Source organism: Massilia cellulosiltytica (assembly GCF_047325105.1).
GTDB lineage: Bacteria > Pseudomonadota > Gammaproteobacteria > Burkholderiales > Burkholderiaceae_D > Telluria > Telluria orientalis.
The window spans coordinates 5,299,363-5,321,787 of record NZ_CP168562.1 but is presented as its reverse complement, the minus strand read 5'-3'; the positions used below and the strand labels follow the sequence as shown (position 1 = coordinate 5,321,787).

The following is a 22,425-nucleotide window of genomic DNA, read 5'->3' as shown; positions in this document are numbered from 1 at the left end:
CGGCGCCGTGCCGCCTTCCTGCGAGATAGCCGATGCCCATCGATGCCACCGAATTCGACGAGTACCTGCAGTTCGCCAACGAGCTGGCCGACGCGGCCGCCGGCGCCATCCTGCCGCATTTCCGCGCCGGCAGCGGCGCCGAGAACAAGAGCGCGCACGGCTTCGATCCCGTGACCGCGGCCGACCGCGGCGCCGAGCGCGTGATGCGCGCGCTGATCCGCGCCCGCTATCCGCACCACGGCATCCTCGGCGAAGAGGAGGGCGCGCAGGTGGGCAGCGGCGGCCTGACGTGGGTGCTCGATCCCATCGACGGCACCAGGGCCTTCCTCCTCGGCCTGCCGCTGTGGGGCACGCTGATCGCGCTGAACGACGGTACGCGCCCGATACTGGGTCTCATGAACCAGCCTTTTACGCGCGAGCGCTTCGTCGGCACGGCGCACTGCGCGTGGAACGGCGGCCACGTGCTGCACACGCGCCCGTGCGCGCAGCTGGCGGACGCGCACGTGATGTGCACGTCGCCCGACATTTTCGATCCCGCCCAGCGCATCGCGTTCGACGCCGTCGCAGGCCGCGCGCGGCTGCTGCGCTATGGCGGCGACTGCTACGCCTATTGCATGCTGGCGTCCGGCCTCGTCGACGCCGTCGTCGAGGCGGGCCTGCAGCCGTGGGACGTGCAGGCGCTGGTGCCCATCATCGAAGGGGCGGGCGGCGTGATCACGGCGTGGGATGGCGGCGACGTGCAGCACGGCGGCACGGTGCTGGCGTGCGGCGACCGGCGCCTGCACGCGCAGCTGATGGACGAGTTACGCGCCGAGCCACGCGGCTAGCGCCGCCAGATCGACCGGCTTGGTCATGTGATGATCGAACCCGGCAGCGCGCGTGCGTGCGCGGTCGGCCTGCTGGCCCCAGCCCGTGAGGGCGACGATGCGCACATGCGCATGGCCTTCCGCGCGGATGGCGCGCGCGACATCGAAACCGTCCATCTCCGGCATGCCCAGGTCGAGCAGCACGACGCTGGGCGCGAACGCCGGCAGCGCCGCCAGCGCGGCCGGGCCGCCGTACACGGCCCGCGCCCGCGCCCCGTGCATGTCCAGCAGCTGGGCCAGCGTGTCGGCCGCGTCGGCATTGTCGTCGACGACGAGGACGCGGTGGCCGGCCAGCGCCGCACACGTCGTCCCCGCTTCGCCGTCCGGCGCGGTGTCGTGCAGCAGGGGCAGCCGTACGACGAATTCGCTGCCGCAGCCCGGTCCCGCGCTGTGCGCTTCCACCGTCCCGTCGTGCATCTCGACGAGCTTGCGCACGATGGCGAGGCCGATGCCCAGGCCGTCGCCGTCGCCCCGGGTGCCCAGGTGCGGCTGCGCGAACATGTCGAACACGTGGGGCAGCTGCGCGGCCGGGATGCCGCGGCCGTTGTCGCGCACCCGCAGCGCGACGGCACTGCCCTCGCGCCGGGCGAGCAGGTCGATGCGGCCGCCCGCGCCGGTGTACTTGGCGGCGTTGTTGATCAAATTCGTGAGCACCTGCGTGAGGCGCACGGCGTCGCCGTGCACGACGAGGGAGGCGTCGGGCTCCGTCACGTCGAGGACGTGGCCGGCGCGTTCGATCTGCGGGCGGCTCGCCTCGACGGCGTCGCGCACGATGTCGGCCAGGGCCAGCGCGCGCCGGTCCAGTTCGATCTTGCCGCGCGAGATGCGTGCGATCTCCATCAGGTCGTCGACGAGCTTGACGATCTGCCGCACCTGGCGCTCGACGATGCCTGTGAGACGATCGGCGGCATCGCGGCTGTCGGCGCGGCGCATCAGCTGGATCGCGTTGCTGATCGGTGCGAGCGGGTTGCGCAGCTCGTGCGCCAGCGTGGCCAGGAATTCGTCCTTGCGCCGGTCCGCGTCCTTCAGCGCCTGCTCGGCGCGCACGCGCTCGATCGCGGCCCACGTGCGTTCGGCCGCTTCGCGTACGAGGTTCACTTCGGCCGCGTTCCAGTGCCGCGGCGCCGCGTGGTGCACGCAGAACACGCCGGCGATGCGCCCGCCGGAATACAGCCCGACGCCGACGTGGGATGCGATGCCGACGCCGATCCAGCCGGCGCGCGTGGCGCTGTCCGTGTGCGGGTCGCGCGCGGTGTCCTCGACGACGAAGGGTTCGCCCCGCTCGAACGCCGCGAGCGCCCGCGCGCCCAGCGACGGCATCGGATACGTGCCGGCCAGCGACGCGACGCCCTCCACGTGGTCGCGCCGGATGTGGACGCGGCCTTCCTCGAATTCGCCGATCAGCACGCGGCTTGCGCCCAGGTGCGCGGCCACCATGCGCGTGGCCGTCGCCTCGATTGCGTCGGCATCGTCCAGCGAGCGCATCGCGTCGGACAGGCGCAGCAGGAAGGCCGCCCTTTCCTCGCTCTCGCGCAGGCGCGCTTCCAGCATGCGCCGGCCGGTCGTGTCGCGCGAGACGCCCACGACCTGCTCGACCGTTCCGTCCTCGGCCAGCACGGGCCCCCAGCGGAACTGGAAATAGGCGCTCGTGCCGGTGGGGCTCGTGAAATACACCTCGTCCTGGATGGTGACGCCGGTGCGGAAGATGGTGTCGAGGTGGCCGTCCAGGCGCGCGGCCAGGTCGGACGGGAAGTCCAGGTCGGCGAAGCTGCGGCCCACGAGCGCGCCGGCCGCCATGCCGTACAGTTCTTCCATCGCGCGGTTGACGTAGACGAAGCGGTGCGCGCGGTCGAACGCGTAGACGAAGTCGGGCAGCGCATCCATCGTCGTCGCGACGAAGCGCGACTGGCGCATCAGTTCCGCGTGGGCGGCCTCGCGCTCGGCCTGCGCCTGCGCGCGCTCGACGGCGGCCCAGGTGCGCTCGGCCGTCTCCTGCATGACGGCCAGGTCGGGGGCGCTCCAGGCGCGCGCCTGGCCGTGGTGCGCGAACAGGATCGCGACGAGGCGGCCGTCCTTCACGAGCGGCACGTCGGCCACGGAGAGGGCGCCGAGCGCGGCATGCGCCTCGCGTGCGGCCGCGTCGAGCTCGGGATCGGACAGGATATCCGGCCGCACGACCGGCCGGCCCTTGCGCAGCGCGGCCAGCAGGCCGGGACCGAAGTCGGCGTAGCGCATCTTGCTGCCGAACGCGGACGCGCTCGAGCCGTCCGCATGGGTGACGATCAGGTGCTCGCCGTCGCCGCAGTCGGCCGCGTAGCCGATCCGGTCGACGCCGAGATGGGCGCGCAGCACGCGCGCGGCTTCTTCCTGGATGCGGCGCGGGTCGGCCAGCGGGCGCAGGGCATCGTTCAGGCGCAGCAGGAAGGCCTGGCGCCGCTCGTCGTCACGCCTTGCCGCTTGGCTGCGGTGGCGTTCGATGGCGCCGGCCGCCGTGCGCACGAGCAGGTCGAGCAGGCCCGTGCCGTCCGCCGCGGGCGGCCGCACGAGCGCGAGGCGCAAGGTGCCGAGCACGGTGCCGTCGTGGGCCGTCAGGGGGAGCGCATACGGCGCATCCGTCGCGGCGGCGCGCGCGACGGGCACGACGTCGTTGCGGTAGCCGGCGGCGGCGCCGTGCGTGCGCTGGGCCACGATGGCGCGCCCCGCATCCGCGCCGGCGGCGAATTCGATGCGGCCGTAGGCGGCGCCCGCCAGCGCGCAGGCGCGGTTCAGCACCGGGGCCAATGCCGCGGGCAGGTCGACCTCGCTGGGCGGCGCCACGTGCAGTTCGAGCAGCGGTCGCAGGATCGCGGGACTGGCCAGCAGCGCGGCTTCGGCGGTGCCCCCGGCGCGCGTCTCGACATGGTGGCGCAGCGTCGCGAGGCCGCGCTCGACCTGGCTTGCCGACTGCGCCCCGTCCAGCGCCTTCACGACCTGGTGCGCGGCCGCGGCGAACGACGACAGTTCCGCCAGCAGGCGCGCATCCTCGGCATCGAACCGCCGCTCGGGATCGTGGGCGATGACCCAGACCGTGCCGATCGGCTGGTCGTCGATCGCCCAGGGCACGAGCAGGCATTCGAGCAGCGGCGGGCCGTCGCAGCGCAGCGAGGCGAAGCGGCGTGCCGGCCCATCGAACAGCAAGGTCGTATTGCGTTCGATGACGACGCCGCACGGGCTGTCTCCGCGCGGCACCGCGCCGCCGAGCGCAGCGGCGTGCGCGCCGGCCAGCGCGTGCCAGCGGAACACGTCGCCATGGGGACCGGACTCCAGGATGCTGACGCCGGCCGTGCCGGCACGGCACAGCTGCAGCGCCAGTTCGGCGAGCCGCTGCACGACGCCGCGCGGATGGGTCACGAGCTCCTGGCCGAGCAGCGTGAGGGCGCGGCTCTCCGCGCGGTGGTCGGGCGCACGCACCGGGCGGCGTGCGAGTTCGTGCGTGATCAAGACTTCGTCGAGGGTCACCTCGACATTGCCCGTGTCGTTATGCGTCATGTCTTCTCGTCCGTTGTCATTCCGGGCAGACTCTCCGCGGCTGAACCGCGAACGGGAAGAATAGGGTCAGATTGTTTCGCTGGGCAAGCGAAAGATGAGTTTTCGTGAGATTTCGTTTGTCCCGTGTTGCCGATGCGACGATTCAAATTCCGAGTGGAAAATTTTTACTTGCCGACAGGCACTTCGTGATCCCCCAGCAGCACTTTGTCGGGCGTGATCGGCGTCGTGCGCAGGCGCTTGCCGGTCGCGTGGAACACGGCGTTCGCGACGGCCGCCGCCACGCCCACGATGCCGATTTCCCCCACGCCCTTGGCACCGAGCTGCTTGCTGACGATGCGGTCTTCCTCGTCCGCGAAGATCACCTCGATGGCGGGGATGTCCTTGTTGACCGCGACGTGGTACTCGGCGTAGTTATGGTTCATGAAGCGGCCGAGACGGTGGTCCGTGAACGTCTCCTCGTGCAGCGCCTGGCTGATGCCCCACACGACGGCGCCGCTGACCTGGCTCGCGGCCGTCTTCGCATTGATGATGCGGCCGGCCGCGACGGCGGACACGGCGCGCGTCACGCGCACCATGCCGAGCCGCTCGTTCACGCGCACCTCGACGAACACGGCCGAGTGCACGGCGCGCGAAAAATTGCGCTGCTTGAGCATCTGCGGCGTCATGAGGTATTTTTCCTCGATGCGCTCGCGCCCCGCCTGCGCCAGCAGGTCGGACAGCAGGATGCCTTGCTCCGGCTGCCCGTGCGGGTGGATGCGGCCGTCGTTGAAGTCGACGTCCTTCAACTTGAGGCCCTTGAACGCAGGGGCCTTCTGTGCGAGCTTCAGCAGCGTGGCCTTCAGCTTGTCGCAGGCGCCGGCCACGCCGCCGCCTACCGTCGTCACGTGCGACGAGCCGCCTTCCACGGGGGCGAGCGGCAGGGTGGAATCGCCCAGCTGGAACGTCACCCGTTCGAGCGGCAGGCCGAGACGCTCCGCCGCGATCATCGCCATCACGGTGTACGTACCGGTGCCGATGTCGGATGCCGCGCTCGACACGACGAGGCGCCCGTCCGCATGCAGCACGGCCGACACGCGCGCGATCATCACGAGCGAATCCCAGATGCCGGTCGCCATGCCCCAGCCGACGAGTTCATCGCCGTCGCGCATCGAACGGGGCTCGACGGGCCGGTCCTTCCAGCCGAAGCGCTCGGCCCCGAGCCGGTAGCACTGGCGCAGTTCCTTGCTGGAGAACGGCTTGTCCTCCAGGTAGTTGTGCTCCGCGTAGTTCTTCAGGCGGAACGCGAGCGGGTCCATGCGCAGTTCGTACGCCAGTTCGTCCATCGCTACTTCCAGCGCATGCACGCCGTGCGCGGCGCCCGGCGCGCGCATGTCGATGGGCGTCGCGCGGTCCTGCTCGACGAGCTGGTAGCCGAGGTGGATGTTGTCGCACGCGTACAGCTGCCCGGACCAGTTGACGACGACCTCCACGTAATCTTCCAGGCGCGACGTCTCCTGGATCGCCTCGTGCCACACCGCCTGCAACTTGCCGTCCCTGTCGGCCGCCAGTTTGATCTTGTGCCACGTCTCGGGCCGGTGGCCGAAGCTGAACATCTGCTGGCGCGTGAGCACGACGCGCACGGAACGCTTCAGTTTCAAGGCGCCCATCACCGCGAGCGGCAACTGGTATTGCGGGCGCAGCCCCGATCCGAACGCGCCGCCCACGTACGGGTTGCGCACCGTGACCTTGTTCTTCGACAGCCCGAACACGTGCGACACGTACCAGCGGCTGTTCTGCGAACTCTGGGTCTTGTCGTAGATGGTCAGGTGGCCGTCCTCGCCGTAGACGACGGTGGAGGCGAACATTTCCATCGGGTTGTGGTGCTCGACGGCGTTGTAGTACTCCGCCTCGATCTTTACGGGCGCCGCGGCGAACGCCTGGTCCGCGTCGCCTTTCGAGCCTGGCGGCGTGAACCCGGCCTTCATCGGGCGCGGCTTGTAAGCCTTGTTCAGCGTCGAAAGGAGATTCGTGTCGTGCTCCTCGATGTCGTACGTGACGCGCACGAGGCTCGCCGCGTAGCGTGCGGCCTCGAACGTCTCGGCCAGGACGAGCGCCACCGGCTGGCCGCTCCAGAACACGCGGCTTGAAAACAGGGGACGGAACGGCGAGCCGCCGGGTGCCGTCATGTCCTTGTACGCGAGGTCGTTGCCGCGCATCTTAGGCCGGTTCTCGTGCGTGATGACGTCGATCACGCCGGGCACGCCGCGGGCGGCCTCCGCGTCGATGGCCTTGATGCGGCCGCGCGCGACGGTGCCGCTGACGACGACGCCGTACGCGAGGTCCGGCGCCGGGATCTCGGCCGCGTAGTGCGCGGCGCCCGTCACCTTGGCGCGGCCGTCGGTGCGCGACACGGCCATGCCGCTGTGTACGCGGCCCGTGCCTTCGGGGGCGGTCGGCGTGCGCAGGTCGGGGATCAGGTCGGTCATTGCGTGTCTCCCTTCCTCGCGGCGTTCGTCAACGCCTGGACGATGGCGTTCCGCGCCAGCGGTATCTTGAAATCGTTCTGGCCGTAGCCGCGCGCGCCGCGCAGGATGCGCTCCGCGGCCTGTTCGAACGCGGTCTCGCCGGCGGGGCGGCCCACGAGCAGCGCTTCCGCTTCCTCGACCCGCCACGGCTTGTGCGCGACGCCGCCCAGCGCGATGCGGGCCGCGCGCACGGTGCCGTCGGCGGCGAGGTCCAGCGCGGCGGCCACCGAGACGAGCGCGAACGCGTACGACAGGCGGTCGCGCACCTTCACGTACTCGCAGCGCTGCGCGAAGCGGCGCGCGTCGGGCAGGGTGATATGCGTGATCAGTTCACCGTGCTGCAGCGTCGTGTCGACGTCGGGCGTGTCGCCCGGCAGGCGGTGGAAGTCGGCGAACGGAATCGATCGTTCGCCGTTCGCCGCGCGCACGTGCACGGTGGCGTCGAGCGCGCGCAGGGCCACGCACATGTCGGACGGATGCGTGGCGATGCACTGCGCGCTCGTGCCGAGGATCGCGAGCTGGCGGTTGATGCCGGCCTTGGCGGGACAGCCCGTGCCCGGCTCGCGCTTGTTGCACGGCGTGCCCACGTCGTAGAAATAGACGCAGCGGGTGCGTTGCAGCAGGTTGCCGCCGTTCGTCGCCATGTTGCGCAACTGGGGCGACGCGCCGGCCAGGATCGCGGCGGCCAGCAGCGGATAGCGTTCGCGCACGAGCGGGTGACAGGCCGTGTCCGCGTTGCGGGCGAGGGCGCCCAGGCGCAGGCCCGTGCCGTCTTCCTCGATCGTGTCGAGGTCCGCGATCGGGTTGATGTCGACGAGGCCGGACGGCTGCATGACACCCTCCTTGATCAGGTCGAGCAGGTTGGTGCCGCCGGCGATGGGACGCGCGCCCGGCGCGGCGAGGGCGGCCAGCGCGGCGTCGACGTTGGCGGCCTGGGTGAAGTCGAACGGATTCATTCGGCGATCCCCATCACTTCGCACACGGCCTGCGCGATCTGCGGATACGCGCCGCAGCGGCACACGTTCCCGCTCATCAGTTCGCGCACGTCGTCGACCGTCCGTGCCTGGCCCTCGGCGACGAGGCCGGCGGCCGAACAGATCTGGCCGGGCGTGCAGTAGCCGCACTGGAAGGCGTCGTGGTCGATGAAGGCCTGCTGCAGCGGATGCAGCGTGTCGCCGTCGGCGAGACCCTCGATCGTCGTGATTTCGTGGCCGTTCTGCATGACGGCGAGGGAGAGGCAGGCGTTGATGCGGCGGCCGTCCAGCAGCACCGTGCAGGCGCCGCACTGGCCGTGGTCGCAGCCCTTCTTGGTGCCGGTGAGGCCGGCGCGCTCGCGCAGCAGGTCGAGCAGCGTCACCGTGGATTCGACGTCGAATGCGCGGTCTTCGCCGTTGATGCGCAGGCGGATGGGGTACTGCCGGTAAGCGTCCATGGCCGTCCTTGTCGGGGCAAAGGCCACACCTTACGGTTCCGGCCACCACCGTTCGGTTAGGTCACACACAATATGATCGATCTGGCAATGCGGTGTGTCATTTGTGCACCAGTCAGCATGGTTTTTGCATAAAAGGTGAATTCTCATCAATTATTTCGAAGTAGAATGTTTTCAAAATTTTACAGCGGCACGGGATGTACCCGGAATGCAACGGATGTGGCTCTATCGCACGGATTGGTGATAATCGGATAGAATTTGCCGCACAGGCTGCGTGCTTCGCCGATCAAGGATGCCCATGCTCAGTCAACAAGATCTCGCTGAAGAAGCACGCCTCCAGGCCCTTCACGCGCTGGGGTTGCTCGACACGCCCCGCGAAGACCGGTTCGACCGGTTCACCCGTCTCGCCACCGCCGCGTTCGACGTCCCGATCGCCCTCGTGTCGCTCGTCGACCGCGAGCGCCAGTGGTTCAAGTCGCAGGCGGGCCTCGACTACTGCGAGACGCCGCGCTCGCTCGCCTTCTGCAGCCACGCCATCGCCCTGGACGACATGCTGGTCGTGCCGGACACGCTCCTCGACGAGCGGTTCGCCGCGCACCCGCACGTGACGGGCGCGCCCCGCATCCGCTTCTATGCCGGCCAGCCGCTGCACAGCGTGGACGGCCAGCCGCTCGGCACCCTGTGCATCATCGACAGGCGTTCCCGCACGTTCGGCGACGCCGACCGGCGCATGCTGCGCGACCTCGCGCAACTGGTGCAGGACGAATTGAACCGCGACGTGCTGGTCGCCAACCGCACCCGGGAACTGCAGGACAAGAACGCCACGCTCGAACTGACGATGCGGCTGCGCGAGACGGCCGAGCAGGCCCTGCGCCAGAAGCAGGAATTGCTGGACGCCGTGCTGGAAACGGTGGACGTGGGCGTGGTCGCGTGCGACGCCGACGGCCACCTGATGCTGTTCAACCGCGCGGCGCGTGCTTTCCACGGCCTCGACGCGAACACCGCGTTGCCGCAGGCCGCCTGGCCCGCGCACTACGATCTGTACGGCGAGGATGGCCTCACGCCGTTGGCAGCGGACGACGTCCCGCTGGTGCGCGCGCTGCGTGGCGAGCGCGTGAAGGACGCCGGCATGACGATCCACGTGGCGGGCGAGGCGCCGCGCCGCCTGCTCGCGAGCGGCCGCGCGCTGCACGGCACCACCGGCGAGCCGCTGGGCGCCGTCGTCGCGATGAAGGACGTGACGGAACTGGATGCGTCGCGCGCACGCCTGGCCGAAAGCGGCGAATGGCTGCGCACCATCGCCGACAACGTGCCGGCGCTGATCGCCTACGTCGACACCGACATGCGCTACCGCTTCGCCAACGAACGCTATCGGGAATGGTTCGGCGTGAAGACCAGCGACATGATCGGCAGGACGGTGCTGGACGCGATGGGAGAGGGGTTCTACGCACCGCGCCGCGAAGCGCTGGAGCGCTGCCTGGCCGGGCACGCGTCGCACCTGGAGATCGAGGAACAGCGCCGCGGCCGCACGCGCGTGATCAGCTCGACCTATCTGCCGCACATCCGCGACGGCATCGTGCAGGGCATCTACGTGCTGTCGACGGATGCGACGTCCGCGCGCGAATACGAGCGCCAGCTGCACGCGCTCGCCCATTCCGACCACCTGACCGGCCTGCCGAACCGGCGCAGCTACGAGGAGCGCTTCGCGCAGGCCATCGCGCGCGCGCGCCGCGGCGCCACGCCGCTGGCGCTGGCCTACCTCGACATCGACCACTTCAAGCAGATCAACGACAGCCTCGGCCACGCGGTGGGCGACGCCGTGCTGCGCGAGTTCGCGCGCCGCCTCGGCGCCACGGTGCGCGCCACGGACACGGTGGCGCGCCTGGCCGGCGACGAATTCGTCATCGTGCTGGAACAGGTCGGCTCGCCGCTGGAATGCGAGCGCATCGCGGCCAAGCTGCTCGATGCGATCCGCGCGCCGTTCCTGCTGGACGGGCACACGCTCGCGGTCACCAGCAGCATCGGCATCGCGTGGAGCGCACGGCCGGAGCAGGTCGCGCTGGCCCATGCGGCGGACGACGGCTTGTACCGGTCCAAGCATGCGGGGCGCGATACGGTGTCCGTGCTCGCGCTGGGTAACTAGGCTCGACCTTTTTACAAAATCTTTACGGCGCCGCCAGTACGATACCAGCACGAATATTGCTGGAGAACCTGGTTGGATACGCAGAACAAGAACATGGCCGGCCTCGCGCTGGCCGCCATCGGCATCGTGTACGGCGACATCGGCACGAGCCCGTTGTATTCGCTGAAGACCGTCTTCGACCCCGCGCACGGACTGCCCCTCACGCCGGCCAACCTGGTCGGCGTCGTGTCGCTGATCTTCTGGGGCCTGTCCGTCATCGTCTCGTTCAAGTACGTGACGCTCGTGCTGCGCGCCGACAACCGCGGCGAGGGTGGCATCATGGCCCTGCTGGCGCTCGCGCTGGGCGCCGTCGGCGACCGCAGGCGGATGCACCTGGGCCTGCTGCTGATCGGCGTGTTCGGCGCGTCGCTGTTCTACGGCGACAGCGTGATCACGCCCGCGATTTCGGTGCTGTCCGCCATCGAGGGGCTCGAAGTCGCGACCCCGGCGCTGCAGGCCTATGTCGTGCCGCTGACGATCGTCGTCCTGATCTGCCTGTACGCGGCGCAGCGCCACGGCACCGCCGGCATCGGCCGCTGGTTCGGCCCCGTCATGCTGGTGTGGTTCGCGGCGCTGGCGGCGATGGGCGTGCTGAACATCGTGCGCAGTCCGGGCATCCTCGTCGCGCTCAATCCGTGGCATGCGGTGCGCTTCTTCCTCGACAACCGCAGCCTCGGCTTCCTGGCGCTGGGCGCGATCGTGCTGGCCTTCACGGGTGCCGAAGCGCTGTATGCCGACATGGGCCATTTCGGCCGCAAACCGATCCGTCTCGCGTGGTTCGCCGTCGCCTTTCCGGCCCTCGCGCTGAACTATCTCGGCCAGGGCGGGCTGCTGCTGGCGCGGCCGGACGCGATCGCCAATCCGTTCTACCAGCAACTGGGCAGCTGGAGCGTCTATCCGCTCGTCGTGCTGTCCACCATCGCCACCGTCATCGCGTCGCAGGCGACGATCTCCGGCACCTTCTCGATGACGAAGGAGGCGATCGCGCTCGGCTTCCTGCCGCGCATGCGCACCGTGCACACGTCGGAGCGCGAGATCGGCCAGGTTTATCTCCCCGTCATCAACTGGCTGCAGCTGATCGCCGTGCTGCTGGCCGTCGTCGGGTTCGGCTCGTCCGACGCGCTGGCGTCCGCCTACGGCATCGCGGTCACGGCGACGATGCTGGCCACCACCATCCTCACTTACTTCGTGATCCGTTACCGCTGGCGCATGAATCTGCTGCTGTGCCTGGGCGCGACCGGCTTCTTCTTCGTGATCGACGCGGCGTTCTTTTCGGCCAATGTGCTGAAACTGCTGCACGGCGGCTGGTTCCCGCTGACGCTGGGCGTGCTGCTGTTCACGTTGATGCTCACGTGGCGCCGCGGCCGCGCGCAGATGTTCGAGAACCTGCAGAAGCACGCCATCCCGCTCGATGCTTTCCTCGAATCATTGTTTATCGCGCCGCCGACGCGGGTCGCCGGCACGGCCATCTTCCTGCGCGGCGAAAGCGATGGCGTGCCGCATGCGATGCTGCACAACCTGCTGCACAACAAGGTGCTGCACGAGCGCGTCGTGTTTCTCACCGTGTACATCGCCGACGAGCCGTACGTCGATGCGGCGTCCCGGATCCGCATTACCGATCTTGGACACGGCTGCCACCAGGTCGACGTGAAATTCGGCTTCAAGGACGAGCCGGACATCCCCGGCATCCTCGACCAGTGCGCGGCGCATGGCCTGGCGTTCGACATGATGCAGACCTCGTTCTTCGTCGCGCGCCAGACCGTGATCTCGACGCCGGGCGGGGGCATGACGCCGTGGCGTGAGCACCTGTTCGTCGCGATGCAGCGCAACGCCCGCGATGCCGCCGACTACTACCGCATTCCGACCAATCGGGTCATCGAGCTGGGTACGCAGGTGGAAATCTAGCGCCGCCGCTCGTGCGAATGTGGACGGCGGACGCCGACGCGGATAAGCTGGAGCCGGAGGGGAGTCCGCACCATGCACGATGCCGACCACAGCGCCGCCGACCACGACGGCCAGGGATTGTCCGCGCCCGACGGCCAGCGCCGGCCGCTGGTCGCGCTGGCCGTCGGGCTGCTCGCCTGCTTCTGCCTGCTGCTGGGCGGCCTGCAGGGCTGGAGCGCCTGGCATGCCTACGAGGCCGAACGGGAAGACAGCCGCGTCGCCACGGCCAATATGGCGCGGGCGCTCGCGACGCATGCGGAGACGTCGATCCGGCTGGGCGACGCCGTGCTGACCGAGATGGTCGAGCGCGTCGAGCACGATGGCCTGGGCGAGGCCGCCACGGCACGCCTGACGGGACGGCTGCGCGCGATCACGCACGACGTGGGCGAACTGCACGGCCTGTTCGTGTACGGGCCGGACGGCAAGTGGCTGACATCGTCGCTGCCGCGCCCCATGCAGGGCAATAATTTCGACCGCGAATACTTCCAGTTCCACCTGCTGCACGGCGGGCGCGGGACGCACGTGGGCGTGCCCGTGCGCAGCCGGTCGACCGGGGTGTGGATCCTGCCGCTGTCGCGCCGGCTCGAAGCACCCGACGGCAGCTTTGCCGGCGTGGTGCTGGCCACGCTGAACCTGGCGTGGTTCGGCCGCTTCTACGACAGTTTCGATGTCGGCGAGAACGGCACGATCCTGTTCGCGCTCGACAACGGCACGCTGATCTACCGCCGGCCGTTCCACGACGACCAGGTCGGCATGGACATCCGCAACGGCACCATCTGGCAGCAGATCCAGCGCGACGGCCAGGCCGGCTCGATCGTGGCGACGCCGCGGATCGACAACGTCGAGCGCCTGTACAGCTACCGGCACCTGGTGGGCTATCCGCTGTTCGTCGCCAGCGGCCAGGCGACGGACGAGATCCTGTCCGGATGGCGGCGCACCACGGTGCAGACGGCGATCCTGGGCGCGGCGGCAATGCTCCTGCTGGCGTGCGGCGGCGTGATCCTCGTGCGCCAGATCCGCGTCCGCGAACGGCTCGAGCGCGACCTGATCCGCGTGGGCGTCTCGCTCAGGCGCCACAACGCGTCGCTGCAGAACCTGGCCGACAGCGACGCGCTGACGGGCCTGGCCAACCGCCGCCTGTTCGAAGACCGCCTCGTGCGCGAATACGAGCGCGCGCGCCGCAGCGGGGCGCCGTTCGCCCTCATCCTGGCCGACGTCGACCACTTCAAGCAGTACAACGACCGCTACGGCCACCCCGCCGGCGACGAGTGCCTGCGCAAGGTGGCCGGTGCCATCGAGAGCGGGGCGCGGCGGCCGGGCGACCTGGCCGCGCGCTATGGCGGCGAGGAATTCGCCATCATCCTCGCCGACACCGACCTCACCGGCGCCAACGCGGTGGCCGACACGATCCGCGCGGCCGTGGCGGACCTGGACCTGCGCCACGCGGACAACCCGACCGGCCGCGTCACCCTCAGCATGGGCCTGTACGTGGGCCATCCGGCGCTGGCCGAGCGCGACGATCCGCTGGCCTGGGTCGACGTGGCCGACCGGCTGCTGTACGAGGCCAAGGATGCCGGCCGCAACCGCGTCGTGTCGCGCGAGGGACACGAAGCGGCCGTGTGATTCGGCCGTGTGATGCCGTGCGCTGGCCGGCCGTAAAAGGTCTACACTGATGTGGAGGCTGCCTCGCGATCTGATAGGCAAACCATGGAAGCGAACGACACATCGACCAAGCAAGGCAAGCGGACCCCGCTGCTCGACGACCAGTTGTGCTTTGCGCTGTATTCGACCGGTCTGGCGATGAACAAGGTGTACCGCAAGCTGCTGCGCAAGCTGGACCTGACTTACCCGCAATACCTCGTCATGCTGGTGCTGTGGGAAAAGGACGAGCAGACGGTGTCCGAGATCGGCGCCCGGCTGTTCCTGGACTCGGCCACGCTGACGCCGCTGCTCAAGCGGCTGGAGGCGGCCGGCCTGGTGAGCCGGACCCGGTCCGCCGCCGACGAACGGCAGGTCGTCGTGGCCCTGAGCCCCGCCGGCCGCGCGCTGGAGCAGGAAGCCGCCGCGATCCACGACGGCGTGCTGTGCGCCACCGCGTGCGAACCGTCCGATCTCGCTGCGCTCAAGCGTCAGCTGGACATGCTGCGCGGCAAACTGGCCGACCACCCTTGAATAATGCATATTTTTAGTCACAAACGCTTACGCGCCGGATGATGCGATCTTGAACACGGACTGCTATCCTGATCGGAGGCTTCCATGACAAAGGGGACACGCATGAACACCATCCATCTCGCATTGGCCGCCGGGCTGCTCGCCGCCGGCGGCGCGCACGCGCAGCTGCTGGACGGCGCGGCGGCATCGAAGGACTTGTCGGCCACGCGCACGCTGTCCCCGCCGTTCGCGAAGATCCAGCCCGTCCCGCGCACGTACATGGGCAATGCGGCGGAAACGGATGGCCTGCGCTACCAGGACAAGAGCGCGTTCGGCGTCTACGTCTCCGATCCCAAGCTGTTCGCGGGCGTCAACCTTTCGCCGAACTTCGCCATCGAGACGGGCTACGCGAACCTGTACACGCGCGGCTTCCACTTCGCCGATTACGCCCGTCCCGACGAGGTGAACGGCGCGCTCGGCACCAAGGGCGCGAACAGCTACCTGGCGGCACGGCTCGACGTGCCCGTCGACGACCAGTTCTCCGCCTACGGCAAGCTGGGCGTCGCCGTCAGCGAGCGGGTGGCCCACGACAAGAGTCTCCGTAACACCGTGTCGGACACGGACGTCGGCCCGTACGTGGGCATGGGCGCGCGCTACAAGGTCAGCGAGAAGGCGTCCGTGACGGCGGGCTACGAGCAGTACGGCAACAGCGCGAAGAAATGGGGCAGCGAGACCAATAACTCGGGCCTGCAGGCCAAGTTCAAGATGGGTTTCTAGCGCTGTGTCACAATCGCGGGCATGGATAAACTGCTCTCTGAATTGAACCGCCTGTACCTGCTGCCGGACAGCCCGGCCGCGCAGCGCGGCCCCGGACCGGACGCGGACCTCGTCTCCGGCGCGGGCCTCGTGCGCGCCATCGCGATCCCGTTCCGCAAGGCGCCCGGCGCGGACGCCCAGCACTGGGAACGCCTGTGCACCGTCGCGAACGGACTGCAGGCCGACTTCGGCTTCCCGGCCCCCGCGGTGAGCGTGACGAGCACCGGCGGCTTCATGCTGTGGCTGTCGCTGGCGGCGCCCGTGCCGGTCGCGGACGCGCGCCGCTTCGTCGCCGGCCTGGGCCGGTTGTGGCCGGACACGCTGCCGCCCGCCGACACCATCGGCGTCCCCGTGGAACTGCCGCCGTGCCCGAACGCGGCGACCGGGACGTGGGCCGCGTTCATCCATCCGGGCATGGGCGCGTCGTTCGCGGACGAGTCCGGGCTCGACATGGCGCCGCCCGCGGCAGGACAGGTCGCCTTCCTGGAAGGCCTGGACAGCATCGCGCCCGGCCAGTTCAGCGCCGCGCTGGCGCGGCTCGAGACCCCTGCGGCACCTGCCGCCGCGCCGCCGTCTCCGGCCGCCGACGGCCTGCTGCTGAAGGACGCGACGCTGGAAGACATCGTGCGCGTCCTGCACGCGCGCGGCATCGAACCCACGTTCCGCTTCACGCTGCCGCGATGAAGCGCGCCTTGCTGGCCGCGGCCGCCGCCGTCGCGCTGCACGCGCAGGCGGCCAACCCGATCGTCAAGGGCTGGTATGCCGATCCGGAAATCCGCCTGTTCGGCGACACGTACTGGATCTATCCGACGTATTCCGCGGACGACGAACAACCGGCGCGGCCGACGGCCTTCACGCCGGACCAGCAGCGGATGCGGGCCCGCTCCGACCTGGTCTGGGCGCCGTTCCTGAAGCAGACCTTCCTCGACGCGTTCTCGTCGCGCGACCTCGTGCACTGGACGCGGCACGAGCGCGTGCTCGACGTCGCGCACGTGGCCTGGGCCGCGTACGCCGTGTGGGCGCCGTCGGCCATCGCGCACGACGGCAAGTACTACCTGTTCTTCGGCGCGAACGACATCAAGAGCAACGACCAGCTGGGCGGCATCGGCGTGGCCGCCAGCGACCGGCCCGATGGTCCGTTCAAGGATGCCCTCGGCAAGCCGCTGATCGGCCAAATCCACAACGGCGCGCAGCCGATCGACCAGATGGTGTTCAAGGACGACGACGGCCAGGCCTACATGGTCTACGGCGGCTGGAAGCACGCCAACGTCGTGAAACTCGCGCCGGACCTGCTCGGTGTCGTGCCGTTCCCGGACGGGACCACGTACAAGGACATCACGCCCGATCCGGACTACGTGGAAGGCCCTTTCATGGCCAAGCGCCGTGGCGTGTACTACTTCATGTGGTCGGAAGGGGAGTGGACCGGACCGGACTACCGCGTCGCGTATGCGATGGGCCGGTCGCCATTCGGACCGTTCAAGCGCATCGGCACGATCCTCGCGCAGGATGGCAAGATCGCGCGCGGCGCGGGCCACCACTCGATCGTCAACGTGCCCGGCACCGACGAGTGGTACATCGCCTACCACCGCCGCCCGCTGGGAGAGACCGACGGCAACCATCGCGAGCTGGCCGTCGAGCGCCTCTACTTCAACGACGACGGCACGATCCGGCCCGTGGTCATGACGAACGAAGGCGTGGCACCGCGGCTCGTGCGCTGATCACGGCGCGAGATAGGCAGCCAGCTCATCCGGCGTCCCTTTCGGAAACGCCGCCTTCAGATACTCGAGGAAGGCCGACACGCGCGCGCTCAGCAGCCTGCGCGACGGGTACAGCGCCCACAGCGCGATCTCGGGCCCGGCCACGTCGCCCCAGCGCACCAGCCGCCCCGCCGCGAGATCGTGACTGACGACCGACGCGGGCAAACAGCCCGCACCGACGCCGGCCCGCACCGCGTCGCGCACCATGACGAGCGACGACAGGCGCAGTATCGGGTCGATCGCGATGTCCGGCGCGCCCGCCACTTGCCACGCCGCCTGGTCGCCCACGGGCCGCACGACGGCGGGCACGGGCGCCCCATCGGCCGGCCGCGGCAGATGCCGTGCCGCCACGACGACGAGCCGGTCGCGCAGGAAGATGCGGCCGACGAGGTTTTCGTCCGGATCGGGATTCACGCGGATGACGAGGTCGTAGCCTTCCTCGACCATGTCCACCGGCCGGTCTTCCGTCGTCACCTCCAGCCGCACGTCGGGATACGCCCGCGCGAAGCCTGCCGCCAGCGTGCCCATCGCCGTCTGCGAGAACAGCAGCGGGGCGCTGATGCGCAAGCGGCCGCGCGGCCGGTCGCCGCCCGAGGCGAGGGCCGCCGCCGTCTCGTCGATCTCCGCGAGGAGTGCCCCGGTCCGCTCGTACAGCGCGCGTCCTTCCTGCGTCAGCTTCAGCAGGCGCGCGCCCCGTTCGAACAGGCGCAGGCCGAGATCCGCTTCCAGCTCCGCGACGCGGCGCGACAGGGTCGCCTTCGGCCGGCCCGTCTCGCGGGCAGCACGGCCGAAGCCGCCGTGGCGGGCGACGAGATTGAAATCGGCGAGGGCAAGCAAGTCCATGTGTTCCACCTGTGAGACGGGATGTCCAATATTACCGTCTATCGGTCCGCCTGTGGGATGGCTAATCTGTGAAGCGTCAACCGACACTTTTCACAACCCAACAGGAGCACACATCATGACCATTCTCGTCACCGGCGCCACCGGCAACATCGGCCACCACGTCGTCAACCAACTCGTGCAGCGCGGCGCCCCGGTGCGTGCACTCGTCCGCAATACCGCCAAGGCCGACTTTCCGGCCGGCGTGGACGTCGTCCAGGGCGACCTCCTCGACGTCGACGCCCTGCGCCGCGCATTCGACGGCGTGTCGACGCTGTTCCTGCTGAACGCCGTCGTCCCCGACGAATTCACGCAGGCGCTCGTCACGCTGAACGTGGCGCGGGAAGCGGGCGTGCAGCGCGTCGTCTACCTGTCCGTCATCCACAGCGACCTGTACGTGAACGTGCCGCACTTCGCCGGTAAATTCGGCGTCGAGCGGATGATCGAGCAGATGGGCTTTGCCGCCACCATCCTGCGTCCGGCCTATTTCATCGACAACGACGTCACGATCAAGGACGTGGTGCTGGGCTACGGCGTGTATCCGATGCCGGTCGGCGCCAGGGGCCTCGCGATGGTCGATGCGCGCGACATCGCGGAGGTGGCCGCCATCGAGCTGATCCGCCGCCACGATGCCGCGCAGCCGTTGCCGCTCGAACGCATCAACGTCGTCGGCCCGGACACGCTGACGGGGACCGACATCGCCGCGATCTGGTCCGACGTGTTGCAGCGTCCGATCGCGTACGGCGGCGACGACACGGCCGCCTTCGAACAGAACCTGCGCCAGTTCATGCCCGCCTGGATGGCCTACGACATGCGCCTGATGAGCGAGCGCTTCGCCACCGACGGCATGGTGCCGGAAGCCGGCGACGTCGAGCGCCTGACCGCGCTGCTGGGCCGTCCGCTGCGCAGCTATCGCGCCTTCGCCGCTGCCATCGCCGCGGCAGCCTGAATCCAGCGCTTCGGCTTTCCCGAACTTCTGCTTCTGATATTTCTGATTCTATTGTTCCTCTGACAGCTTTACACTTTGTCCGTCGTCAATATAAGACGACCTGCCGATCCAGAGTCGATCGGCCGAACCAGAGCTGAAAGGGAATTGAAATGAATCGAGTGTCATTGAACGCCGGCGTGAAGCTCGTCATCGCCGTCGTCGTGCTGATCCTGCTGTTCGCGCTGGCACCGTTCGGGACGGTGCCGGCCGGCCATCGCGGCGTGATGACGACGTTCGGCAGCCCGAGCGACCAGGTGCTGAGCGAGGGCATCCACTTCCGCGTGCCGATCGCGCAGAAGCTCAACCTCGTCAACGTTTCGATCCAGAAGGGCGAAGGCGATGGCGATGCCGCCTCGCGCGACCTGCAGACCGTGCACACCCGCGTCGCGCTGAACTACCATGTCCGTCCGGATGCCGCGATGACGGTGTTCCGCGACCTGGGCAACGAGCCGGGCCAGCGCATCATCATCCCCGCCGTGCAGGAAGCGGTGAAGGCCGTCACGGCCCGCTTCACGGCCGAGGAACTGATCGCCAAGCGCACCGAGGTGCGCGACCAGATCGTCACCCAGCTGCGCGAACGGCTGGCGCGCCACGGCATCGTGGTGGACGAGTTCTCGATCGTGAACTTCAATTTCTCGCGCTCGTTCAATGAGGCGATCGAAGCGAAGACGACGGCCGAACAGCTCAAGCTGAAGGCGGAACGCGACCTGCAGCGCATCGAGGTGGAGGCGAAGCAGCGCGTCGCCCAGGCCAGGGCCGAAGCCGAATCGCTGGCCGTGCAGCGCCAGCAGGTGACGCCGGAACTGATCCGCCTGCGCGAGATGGAAAACCAGCGCATGGCCATCGAGAAGTGGGATGGCAAGCTGCCCAGCGTGGCCGGCGGCGCGGTCCCGTTCATCAACGTGAGCAATGGCGTTAAATGATCCTCACAATGGTAAGCAAGTGAAACAGGAGTAGCGTCGGCGTATGGCAGGGATCGTGCAGCCAACGCCGCGCTACGGCTTGCAACGCACTTTTGCTTGTCTGCATGCATATTTGATCTGCGGGTCATTTATATGCACAGCGGTAACAGATCCTTACCAATCCCCAATGTTTCGTTCTTGAACACATTGCTATCGTGGCGGCTTCACACCACCACAGGAGACAGCAATGAAAGCACTGACCTTCGCCCTCGCCACTGCCACGCTTGTTGCCGGCACCGCCGCCCACGCGCAGCAGTCGACGACGTTCAGGCCGTATATCGGCGCGGGCGTCGCGAGCACCAGCAACCGGGATACCGACAGCCGTAATGCCGACGCGAAAATCTTCGGCGGCGTGGACTTCTCGAACAACCTCGGCGTGGAAGCGGGCTACGTCAATTTCTCCAGCCGCGACCGCCAGTATTCGGAAGCGTTGACGGGCGTCCCGGGCGGCGTGAAGACGACGACGAAGGGATACGGCGCGTACGTCGCCGCGAAGTACACGGTGCCCATCACCGACCGCTTCTCCGCGTACGGCAAGCTGGGCCTCGCGCACAGCCAGCGCAAGTGGAACAATGACATCGGCTACTCGGCAACGGAGAACGACAACGACGTGTACGCCGGCGTGGGCGCGCAGTACAAGCTGAACGACACGCTGTCCCTCGTCGGCGAGTACGAGAACTACGGCAAGCGCAAGGACTTCGGCGCGCGCGCGGGCGTGTGGTCGGCGGGGGTGAAGGTCGGCTTCTGATTGCCGGGTAAGCAAAACCACGTTAGACTCGCAGAGTCGGAAAAGGCAGACTTGGTTATAGGTAGGCCCAAGTCCTTTCGGAAACGAAAGCTCTGTTTCATGCGTCCGCGCATGCGAACCCTCGACGAACACTGGCGCCGGTTGGCGCCAACTGTTCGTCCGTGTGGTCGTCATGTCGATGCACTGCTCCGGTCGAACAGACGATCAAGGAGCAGTCCATGGACGCATCGTCATCCTCAATCATCCCTCGTTTCACCGGACGCACCGGCATCATCGCCGTCTCCGTCTTCTTCAACTTCGCCGGCTTTACCCTGATCATTCCCGTGCTGCCGTTTTCGGTGGCACGCTACGTCGCGGCACCGGACGTCGCCTGGTGGGTGTCGCTGATCCTCGCCCTGTACGCGCTCTGTTCGTTCGTCGCCGCGCCCGTGCTGGGCGCGCTGAGCGATCGCTTCGGGCGGCGGCCGGTGATGCTGGTGTCGCTGTGCGGTTCCGCGCTGGGATTCGCCGTGTTCGGCGTCGGCGGGGCGTTATGGGTCCTGGTGCTGGGCCGCGTGATCGAAGGCCTGACGGCCGGCAGCATCTCGGCATTGTATGCGTATGTCGCGGACACCCACGGCCCCGCCGAACGCGGCCCGGCGTTCGGCATGCTCGGCGCTGCCGGGGGCCTTGGATTCATGGTGGGGCCCATCCTCGGCGGGGCTCTCGGCCAGGTGTCGCTGGCGGCGCCGCTGTATGGCGCGGCCGCCGTGGCGCTGCTGAATTGTGTGCTCGTCTGGTCCTGCATGCCGGAAAGCCATCCGCACGCGCGCCGTAGCGCACGCCTGCATTGGGGCCAGTTCAACGCCGTGGGCCAACTGCTGCGCGCGCTGCGCGAAACGCGCCTGCGCCTGCTGTTCGCGGTCGTGTTCTGCTTCGCGCTGGGCGGCACGGTGCTGCAGGCGAACCTGACGGTGCTGCTCAAGGACTTGCTCGCCTTCCAGCCCGGCAGCATCGGGCTGGTGCTGGCCGGCGTCGGCGTGATGGACATCGTCAGCCAGGGATTCGCCGCGCCGCGGCTGCAAACCCGCTTCGGCGAGCGCCGCGTCGCCGCTGCCGGCCTCGCGATCAATGGACTCGGCCTCGCCATCGTCGCGCTGCTGCCGCTGCACGCCATCGTGCCGCTGCTCGCGGCCGGGATCGCGGTCTTCACGTTCGGCGACGGCCTGTTCCAGCCATCCGCGAGCGCGTTGATCGCCAATGCCGCGCCGGCGGAACGGCAGGGCGAAGTGCAGGGCGCAAACCAGGCGCAGCAGGCCATCGCCCGGACGGCGGGTCCGCTGGCGTCGGCCTGGCTGTACGGCGTCGCGGCGAGTGCGCCGTATGCGGTGGCGGCGATCGTCGTGCTGGCCGCGGCCGTGGCGCTGACGCGCGAATCCTGAAAGACAAAAAAAGGCTGTGTTCCCATTTGTCTGGCAACTGAAACTATTTGTGAATGTCGCTGTAGTCGATAATCGCGCCTGTGCTATTGGATATTGTGAAATTCAGATTGAAAAAGGTATTCTTGAATATCACAAATAATCGCGCACATCGAATAAAAACGTAAAATCCATGAATCAAATTGCGGACGCAATTCATATTTTTGTGTAACAATCTCGGCGCCGACTTTGGTCGGACTGGACACATTTATTC

General features: G+C 68.5%; 17 protein-coding genes. 12 read left to right on the top strand and 5 right to left on the bottom strand.

The genetic code is table 11. From position 1 onward, the window contains the following. The first annotated feature begins 32 nt into the window (after nt 1-32). Entirely contained in the window at nt 33-827 is a 795-nt protein-coding gene (gene hisN / locus ACEN9H_RS23190) for a histidinol-phosphatase (protein ID WP_413672230.1), read from the top strand. On the opposite strand, the gene ACEN9H_RS23185 is transcribed toward hisN, so the two are convergent. The 4 genes from ACEN9H_RS23185 to ACEN9H_RS23170 form a co-directional block, all read right to left on the bottom strand. After that, a complete protein-coding gene (locus ACEN9H_RS23185) occupies nt 804-4,394 on the bottom strand; it encodes a GAF domain-containing protein (RefSeq protein ID WP_413672229.1) in 3,591 nt (1,196 codons plus the stop codon). The genes hisN and ACEN9H_RS23185 overlap by 24 nt on opposite strands. A gap of 164 nt (nt 4,395-4,558) precedes the next feature. Continuing rightward, nucleotides 4,559-6,859, bottom strand: coding sequence for a xanthine dehydrogenase family protein molybdopterin-binding subunit (locus tag ACEN9H_RS23180; RefSeq protein ID WP_413672228.1), 2,301 nt, complete (start codon nt 6,857-6,859; stop codon nt 4,559-4,561). Next, nucleotides 6,856-7,854 carry an FAD binding domain-containing protein gene (locus ACEN9H_RS23175; protein ID WP_413672227.1) on the bottom strand — a complete coding sequence of 333 codons (999 nt, stop codon included), beginning with the start codon at nt 7,852-7,854 and terminating at the stop codon, nt 6,856-6,858. Before ACEN9H_RS23175 ends, ACEN9H_RS23180 begins: the two co-directional genes overlap by 4 nt. After that, nucleotides 7,851-8,330: a (2Fe-2S)-binding protein gene (locus ACEN9H_RS23170; RefSeq protein ID WP_413672226.1), complete on the bottom strand. Its 480-nt coding sequence runs from the start codon at nt 8,328-8,330 to the stop codon at nt 7,851-7,853. The genes ACEN9H_RS23175 and ACEN9H_RS23170 overlap by 4 nt, the downstream gene beginning before the upstream one ends. Before the next feature lie 295 nt (nt 8,331-8,625). Here ACEN9H_RS23170 and ACEN9H_RS23165 point away from each other — a divergent pair, with 295 nt between their 5' ends. The 7 genes from ACEN9H_RS23165 to ACEN9H_RS23135 all read left to right on the top strand — a co-directional run bounded on the left by ACEN9H_RS23165 (nt 8,626) and on the right by ACEN9H_RS23135 (nt 17,138). Further along, on the top strand, nt 8,626-10,470 hold the full coding sequence (locus ACEN9H_RS23165) for a diguanylate cyclase domain-containing protein (protein WP_413672225.1): 1,845 nt from the start codon (nt 8,626-8,628) through the stop codon (nt 10,468-10,470). Nucleotides 10,471-10,563: 93 nt separating this feature from the next. Next, nucleotides 10,564-12,414: a potassium transporter Kup gene (locus tag ACEN9H_RS23160; RefSeq protein ID WP_413675624.1), complete on the top strand. Its 1,851-nt coding sequence runs from the start codon at nt 10,564-10,566 to the stop codon at nt 12,412-12,414. A 72-nt stretch (nt 12,415-12,486) separates the two neighbouring features. Next, nucleotides 12,487-14,076, top strand: coding sequence for a diguanylate cyclase (locus tag ACEN9H_RS23155; protein WP_413672224.1), 1,590 nt, complete (start codon nt 12,487-12,489; stop codon nt 14,074-14,076). 84 nt (nt 14,077-14,160) lie between these two features. Further along, entirely contained in the window at nt 14,161-14,625 is a 465-nt protein-coding gene (locus ACEN9H_RS23150) for a MarR family winged helix-turn-helix transcriptional regulator (protein WP_413672223.1), read from the top strand. A 102-nt stretch (nt 14,626-14,727) separates the two neighbouring features. After that, nucleotides 14,728-15,381: an outer membrane beta-barrel protein gene (locus ACEN9H_RS23145; protein WP_413672222.1), complete on the top strand. Its 654-nt coding sequence runs from the start codon at nt 14,728-14,730 to the stop codon at nt 15,379-15,381. A 21-nt stretch (nt 15,382-15,402) separates the two neighbouring features. Beyond that, on the top strand, nt 15,403-16,104 hold the full coding sequence (locus ACEN9H_RS23140) for a hypothetical protein (protein ID WP_413672221.1): 702 nt from the start codon (nt 15,403-15,405) through the stop codon (nt 16,102-16,104). Next, nucleotides 16,101-17,138 carry a glycoside hydrolase family 43 protein gene (locus ACEN9H_RS23135; protein ID WP_413672220.1) on the top strand — a complete coding sequence of 346 codons (1,038 nt, stop codon included), beginning with the start codon at nt 16,101-16,103 and terminating at the stop codon, nt 17,136-17,138. Before ACEN9H_RS23140 ends, ACEN9H_RS23135 begins: the two co-directional genes overlap by 4 nt. Here the strand turns inward: ACEN9H_RS23135 and ACEN9H_RS23130 are convergent, their stop codons facing one another. Beyond that, nucleotides 17,139-18,020 (bottom strand): LysR family transcriptional regulator, encoded by an 882-nt coding sequence (locus ACEN9H_RS23130; RefSeq protein ID WP_413672219.1) that lies wholly within the window; start codon nt 18,018-18,020, stop codon nt 17,139-17,141. It abuts the gene before it with no gap. Nucleotides 18,021-18,135: 115 nt separating this feature from the next. Here ACEN9H_RS23130 and ACEN9H_RS23125 point away from each other — a divergent pair, with 115 nt between their 5' ends. The 4 genes from ACEN9H_RS23125 (at nt 18,136) to ACEN9H_RS23110 (ending at nt 22,175) form a co-directional block, all read left to right on the top strand. Continuing rightward, nucleotides 18,136-19,005 carry an SDR family oxidoreductase gene (locus tag ACEN9H_RS23125; RefSeq protein ID WP_413672218.1) on the top strand — a complete coding sequence of 290 codons (870 nt, stop codon included), beginning with the start codon at nt 18,136-18,138 and terminating at the stop codon, nt 19,003-19,005. 149 nt (nt 19,006-19,154) lie between these two features. Continuing rightward, complete coding sequence (locus ACEN9H_RS23120; protein WP_056126330.1) at nt 19,155-19,967, top strand: prohibitin family protein; 813 nt, start codon at nt 19,155-19,157, stop codon at nt 19,965-19,967. Nucleotides 19,968-20,193: 226 nt separating this feature from the next. Then, on the top strand, nt 20,194-20,754 hold the full coding sequence (locus ACEN9H_RS23115; RefSeq protein WP_056126331.1) for a porin family protein: 561 nt from the start codon (nt 20,194-20,196) through the stop codon (nt 20,752-20,754). A 218-nt stretch (nt 20,755-20,972) separates the two neighbouring features. Next, nucleotides 20,973-22,175: an MFS transporter gene (locus tag ACEN9H_RS23110; RefSeq protein ID WP_413672217.1), complete on the top strand. Its 1,203-nt coding sequence runs from the start codon at nt 20,973-20,975 to the stop codon at nt 22,173-22,175. Nucleotides 22,176-22,425: the final 250 nt, after the last annotated feature.